Genomic DNA, 5779 nt, shown 5'->3' on the forward strand with positions numbered 1-5779 from the left:
CCATACCCAGGATGCAATCCGCACCCTAACCAACGCTTTTGCACCAATGAACTGCCTGATCATGGCCGCTCGCAAAGGCTGCTTCAGCTTCACTCTGGTCAACGAACACGGCATCGCTCGTCACAGCGAACGCCTGTACCCCGATCAATACTCCAGCGCAGAACCGCTGCAGGCCGTGATCGAGCGTACCCGCCAGGCATTGATTGCCTGAGACGCCAGAAACACTGAAAAACCCAAAAGCCCTGCTCAAAAAGCAGGGCTTTTTATTGCCCGCGATTTCACTTTTCGCCGTCTGCGGCTAAGCACTAACAGATATAACGGTTATAACTCGAAGCCGGAAATATTTTAAAAACAGACCTTTACAGCGCGAATATGACACTACACTTCAACTCAAGCGGCTTGTTCCGCTTCCGGCGAGCCTGATTCGATCCACCCGCTGCCAACGCTAAATTCAGGTTTCGCCGCCTACTTCATGTTTCGAGGGCATTATGGGTATCGCTGCCAGCGAACTGTGCCGTTATGTGATTCGTCCGACATTGATTTACCTCGGACGCCATAGCGCAACTGCCGAATCCTTGCTGCTAGGCATCGCCGCCAGTCAGTCAGCCCTTGGCTCCGCCCTGCATGACCGCCGTGGACACGGCCTGTACCGAATCGCCGAACCCCGCCACCAGGCACTTTGGGATCACTACCTGGCACTGGATCCCGAACGGGCGAGCCTTGTCCGCGGACTGGCCAGCCAACATGCCTTTCTCAGCGGACCGCATCTGGAATTGACGGTTAATTTGCGTTACGCCACCGCCATCGCCTGGTTGCTGGTTGAAGAACAGAACACTCCCCTCCCCGCCGCCGATGACTTGTTGGGCATGGCCCGCATCTGGCGTCAGACCTTTCAGCCTCAAGGACGTCTGCGCGATTTCACCAGCGCCTGGCAAACCTGTGTTTCACCCCTGAATCAGGTCGCTTGCTGACCCACCAGTTTCACAAGATCGTGCAATCGGCCGCCAACATGGTCGGATTGTCCTACAAAACCGCTCTAAATCAAGGCATACAGCCTATAGCGCCGGGACGAAAATGTTGGTAATTTTCGCCCCGGTGATCACCTCGAGTTCGAACAATGAAAAAAGTAATGCTCAAAACTACCCTTGGCCTCGCCATTACCCTGGCATCCACCCAGATCTTTGCAAGTGGCTTTGCCGTTAACGAACAAAGCATCAGCGGTATGGGTACGGGTTTTGCCGGGCGATCTTCCTCTGCCGATGACGCAAGTACAGTTTTTGGCAACCCCGCCGGCATGTCCCGCATCAAGCGCGAACAAGTCACCGGCGGTGTTGCGCTGATCGACGCACACACTGACATCAGCGACGCAAGCTCCTTCCCGAACGGCGGCAGCAACGACGGCGACATGGTTCCGTCTATCGCCGTGCCTATGGGCTACTACGTCAAGCCAATCGACGACCAGTGGGCGTTCGGGTTTGGGGTGTACGCACCGTTCGGTCTGGTAACCGACTACGAAAATGGCTTTGCCGGCCGTTACTTCGGCAGCAAGAGCGAAGTAACAGTAGTGACCCTGCAACCGACTGTCAGCTACGCCTTCAATGACAAGGTTTCCATCGGTTTCGGTCCGACCATCAACCGCATCGACGGCACCCTGGAATCGAACCTGTCGATCACCCAGGCTGCGCCAGACGGCAAGGTCAAGATCACCGGTGACGACACCGCGTTGGGCTACAACATCGGCGTGCTGGTTCAAGCGACCGACAGCACTCGCGTCGGCCTGACTTACCACTCGAAAGTGGAGTACAAGCTCGAAGGCAACACCAAGGTCAATTACAACGTGCTGGGCCTGATCGGCCAGAATCCGAACCAGAAATACGACGCTTCGCTGGACCTGACCACACCTGAATCGGTGGACTTCTCGGTCACTCACCAGCTCGACGATCAGTGGACTCTTTACGCAGGCAGCACCTGGACTCRCTGGAGCCGCCTGAAAGACATCACCGTTGAAAACAGTGGTGTTCCGGGTGTACTGAACGGCCAGTTCGGTACCATCACCGAAGAACAGAACTGGCACGACACCTGGGCTCACGCCATCGGCGCCTCCTACCAGTTGAACAAGCAATGGGTCCTGCGTGGCGGTCTGTCCATTGACCAGGCACCGACCAACAACGTCGACCGCTCCCCGCGCATCCCGACGGGCGATCGCAAGGCATTCAGCCTGGGCGCTGGCTGGAGCCCGACCGACGACCTGACCATCGACGTAGCGTATTCGTACCTGCGTGAAGATTCGGTCAAGGTCAACAACGAAAACAACCGTGGCCAGACCTACAACGCCAAGTATGAAAACTCGGCGAACGGTTTCGGCCTCGGCGCGACCTACCGCTTCTGATGATTCACGGCGAGGCTGAACCACTCGCCGAATGAATCAAAAAAGCCCCGCTCTCTGCTAAAGAGGCGGGGCTTTTTAGTGGGCGTTGATCAGGGCTGGGACGCCAGGGCTTGCTCCACCGCTGCGAGGAACTCGGGATCATCGGGTTTGGTCAGGCTGGAAAAATTGGCGATGACGTTGCCCTTGCGATCGACCACGTATTTGTAGAAATTCCACTTCGGTGCGCTGGTCTGTTTAGCCAGGACCTTGAACAGGTGCGTCGCGTCGTCGCCTCGCACAGCCTGCGGTTCGGTCATGGTGAAGGTCACGCCGTAATTCACGTAACAGACCTTGGCCGTCTCGGCGGTGTCCTTGGACTCTTGCTTGAAGTCGTTGGACGGAACGCCAATCACCTCCAGCCCCTGCCCCTTGAAGCGCTGATTGAGCGCCTCAAGGCTTTTGAACTGCGGGGCGAAACCGCAGTGGCTCGCGGTATTGACCACCACCAGCGGTTTACCCTCAAACCGCTGGCACAGATCGATGGATTCCTTGGCGCGCAGCTTCTGCAATGAGCCTTGCAACAGCTCCGGGCACTCGCTCGCGTGGGCCAGCCCGGTAATCGCCATCAGCAACGCGGGAACTGCAATCCAGCGCATCAGCATGTCGGTGCTTCCTTGATAAGTCGTCAAAAACGAAGTTACTCGCCCTTGCCGCTCGCTAGCAAGCACCCATGCCCAACTGCATCAGCGCCAAACCGCCCTGATGCCAGCCCCACCAAGACAACGCCAGCAGCAAGGCGCAGATGGCCGCTACAGCGATCCGCGGCCACAGACGGTTCATATCGCACTCATCTGCGATTGCAGACGCGCTACCGGCTGCTCACGTACCGGCCAGTTCAGGGCAGCGGCCAACAGGCTCAAGAGAATTGCCACTTGCCAAATCAAGTCGTAGCTCCCGGTTCGGTCATACACCACCCCGCCCAACCAGCCGCCGAGAAATGAGCCGAGTTGGTGAAACAGGAAAACAATCCCACCGAGCATGGACAGGTTTCGCACACCGAACAAGGTCGCCACGGTGCCGTTGGTCAATGGCACCGTCGACAGCCATAGAAACCCCATGGCCATGCCGAAGAGGTACGCCGTGGTCGTCGTCACCGGCGCCCACAGGAACAACGCAATCACCACCGCCCGCAGCAAGTACAAGCCGGTCAGCAAGCGCGGTTTCGACATACGCCCGCCGAGCCAGCCGGCGGTGTACGTCCCGAAAATGTTGAACAACCCGATCAGCGCCAGCACCGTGGTGCCGACGGATGCCGGAAGGTGCTGATCCACCAGGTAAGCCGGCAAATGCACGCCGATGAACACCACCTGGAAACCGCACACGAAGAAGCCGAACGCCAACAGCCAGAACCCCGAGTGAGAGCACGCTTCATGTAGCGCTTCGGAGAGGGTTTGTTCATGGCCGAGGACCGGCAACGGCTTGTCCTTGAGCATGCTCACCAGCGGTACGATCAACGCCACCAACAAGCCCAGCACCAGCAACGCGGCAGACCAGCCAAGCCAACCGATCAAGCCCAACGTGCCCGGTAACATCGCGAATTGACCGAACGACCCGGCCGCACTGGCGATGCCCATGCCCATACTGCGCTTCTCGGGCGGTACTGCGCGGCCGACCACGCCGAGGATCACCGAGAACGAGGTGCCGGACAGGCCGATGCCAATCAACAGGCCAGCGCTCAGGGACAGTGTCACGGCAGAATCAGACAGCCCCATGCACACCAGACCCAGGGCATACAGCACGCCGCCGACCAGCACCACTTTCGCCGCGCCGAAGCGGTCGGCCAGCGCACCGGTAAAGGGCTGCGCCAAGCCCCAGATCAGATTCTGCAAGGCGATGGCAAACGCAAACGTCTCACGCCCCCAGCCGAATTCGGCACTCATCGGCGCCAGAAACAGCCCAAAGCCGTGGCGCACGCCCAAAGACAACGCAAGGATCAGCGCACTCCCCAACAACACCCAACCGCAAGTACGCCACATCGATGTCATTTCTTATTCTCCGGTAGCGGGTATATACCCGCTTAAGATCGGAAAAACCGGCATCAGGCCAGTTCGTCCAGCAGTCGCAGCAAGGTTTCACGTTTCTCGGCGCCCAGTCGGTCAATCAACCCCTGCTGGGCCGCTTCCCAGGCAGGCAAGGCAGCCTTCAGACGTTCGGCACCGGCTTCGGTGAGTCGGACGATGCGATTGCGCATGTCTTCGCCCTCGACCAGCATCACCAACCCTTCGCCTTCCAGCACCCGTAAATTGCGCCCGAGGGTGCTGCGGTCCAGCCCCATGGCTTCGGCGAGGGTGGAAATACTGGGTTGATCCAGACGCTGCAAATTGCACAGCAAAGAATACTGGGCAACGTTGATCCCGAAGCCGTCTAGAGCGCCGTCGTAATGCCTGCTGACGCCACGGGCGGCGCGACGCAGGTTGATGCACAAACATTGGGAGTCGAGCATGGTGCGTGTATATACCCGTGGTTATGTAAAATCAAGTTACAGATGGGTTTGATCTCAAGATTTGGAGTGTCTGGCAGRCCGCCTTCGCGAGCAAGCCCGCTCCCACATTTAACCGAGTTCCTCCAGAAAGAATGCGGTCAAATAATGTGGGAGCGGGCTTGCTCGCGAAGAGGCCAGTCCAACCTGCGCTTAAACCGTCAGACCAACGCCAATCCCACCAGCACCGCCATCTCCAGCAACTCCAGGATCGMACCTGCTGTATCGCCCGTCGTCCCGCCCAATCGCCGTAGCATGAGCTGCCGCAGCCATAAAAAAATGACCGCTGCCACAAAAACGGCCACAACTCCGCTAAAACCTGCGATCAAAACACAGCCCAACGCACTGACCGCCAACACCTGCCAGCCAGCCAATCGCGGCAGATGATCCGCCAGTGCCTGCCCCAACCCGCCAGCACGCACATAGGGCGTGGTCAGGAACAACCCCAACATCGCGCTGCGGCCGATCAGCGGAATGATGAGCAGAAAAATACTGTGCTGCTGCTCGATCAACGCCAGCAACGCGGCGAACTTCAGCAACAACACCAGCACCAGCGTCACCACCGCAATTGGTCCGCTGCGCGGGTCTTTCATGATCGTCAGCGTGAGCTCACGATCACCAAAACCGCCGAGCCACGCATCGGCGCTATCGGCCAGACCGTCCAAGTGCAATGCACCGCTGAGCAAGACCCAAACCGTCAGCAACAACGCGGCATGCAGCAACAATGGCGTGCCCAACAACAGCCAGTTCAGCGCCCACAGAATCGCACCGAACAGCAACCCCACCAGCGGATAAAACAGCAGCGACCGGCCCAGCTCCTGAGGCGTCGGCATGCCCGGCAGGCGAATCGGCAGACTGCTCAGGAATTGCAG

8 protein-coding genes are annotated in these 5779 nt (G+C 58.7%); 3 read left to right on the top strand and 5 right to left on the bottom strand.

Going from position 1 to position 5779, the window contains the following annotated elements:
- The 3 genes from AC1DRJ_RS17865 to AC1DRJ_RS17875 all read left to right on the top strand — a co-directional run.
- Positions 1 to 211 (top strand): hypothetical protein (locus AC1DRJ_RS17865; protein WP_477803325.1); only part of this gene is annotated, 211 nt, incomplete at its 5' end.
- A 277-nt stretch (positions 212 to 488) separates the two neighbouring features.
- Positions 489 to 971: a hypothetical protein gene (locus AC1DRJ_RS17870; protein ID WP_150778613.1), complete on the top strand. Its 483-nt coding sequence runs from the start codon at positions 489 to 491 to the stop codon at positions 969 to 971.
- 146 nt (positions 972 to 1117) lie between these two features.
- Complete coding sequence (locus tag AC1DRJ_RS17875; RefSeq protein WP_477803326.1) at positions 1118 to 2389, top strand: OmpP1/FadL family transporter; 1272 nt, start codon at positions 1118 to 1120, stop codon at positions 2387 to 2389.
- An 89-nt stretch (positions 2390 to 2478) separates the two neighbouring features.
- On the opposite strand, the gene AC1DRJ_RS17880 is transcribed toward AC1DRJ_RS17875, so the two are convergent.
- From AC1DRJ_RS17880 to AC1DRJ_RS17900, 5 genes are all read right to left on the bottom strand, one after another.
- Positions 2479 to 3030 carry a glutathione peroxidase gene (locus tag AC1DRJ_RS17880; RefSeq protein ID WP_477803327.1) on the bottom strand — a complete coding sequence of 184 codons (552 nt, stop codon included), beginning with the start codon at positions 3028 to 3030 and terminating at the stop codon, positions 2479 to 2481.
- Between the two features lie 55 nt (positions 3031 to 3085).
- The gene (locus tag AC1DRJ_RS17885) at positions 3086 to 3208 is read right to left on the bottom strand and encodes a hypothetical protein (protein WP_477803328.1); all 123 of its coding nucleotides are present in this window, start codon (positions 3206 to 3208) and stop codon (positions 3086 to 3088) included.
- Complete coding sequence (locus tag AC1DRJ_RS17890) at positions 3205 to 4413, bottom strand: MFS transporter (protein WP_477803329.1); 1209 nt, start codon at positions 4411 to 4413, stop codon at positions 3205 to 3207. Before AC1DRJ_RS17890 ends, AC1DRJ_RS17885 begins: the two co-directional genes overlap by 4 nt.
- A gap of 53 nt (positions 4414 to 4466) precedes the next feature.
- On the bottom strand, positions 4467 to 4871 hold the full coding sequence (locus AC1DRJ_RS17895) for a MarR family winged helix-turn-helix transcriptional regulator (protein ID WP_477803330.1): 405 nt from the start codon (positions 4869 to 4871) through the stop codon (positions 4467 to 4469).
- 197 nt (positions 4872 to 5068) lie between these two features.
- Positions 5069 to 5779 (bottom strand): adenosylcobinamide-GDP ribazoletransferase (locus tag AC1DRJ_RS17900; RefSeq protein ID WP_477803331.1); only part of this gene is annotated, 711 nt, incomplete at its 5' end.

It is taken from the genome of Pseudomonas sp. P5_B2, from assembly GCF_056400445.1.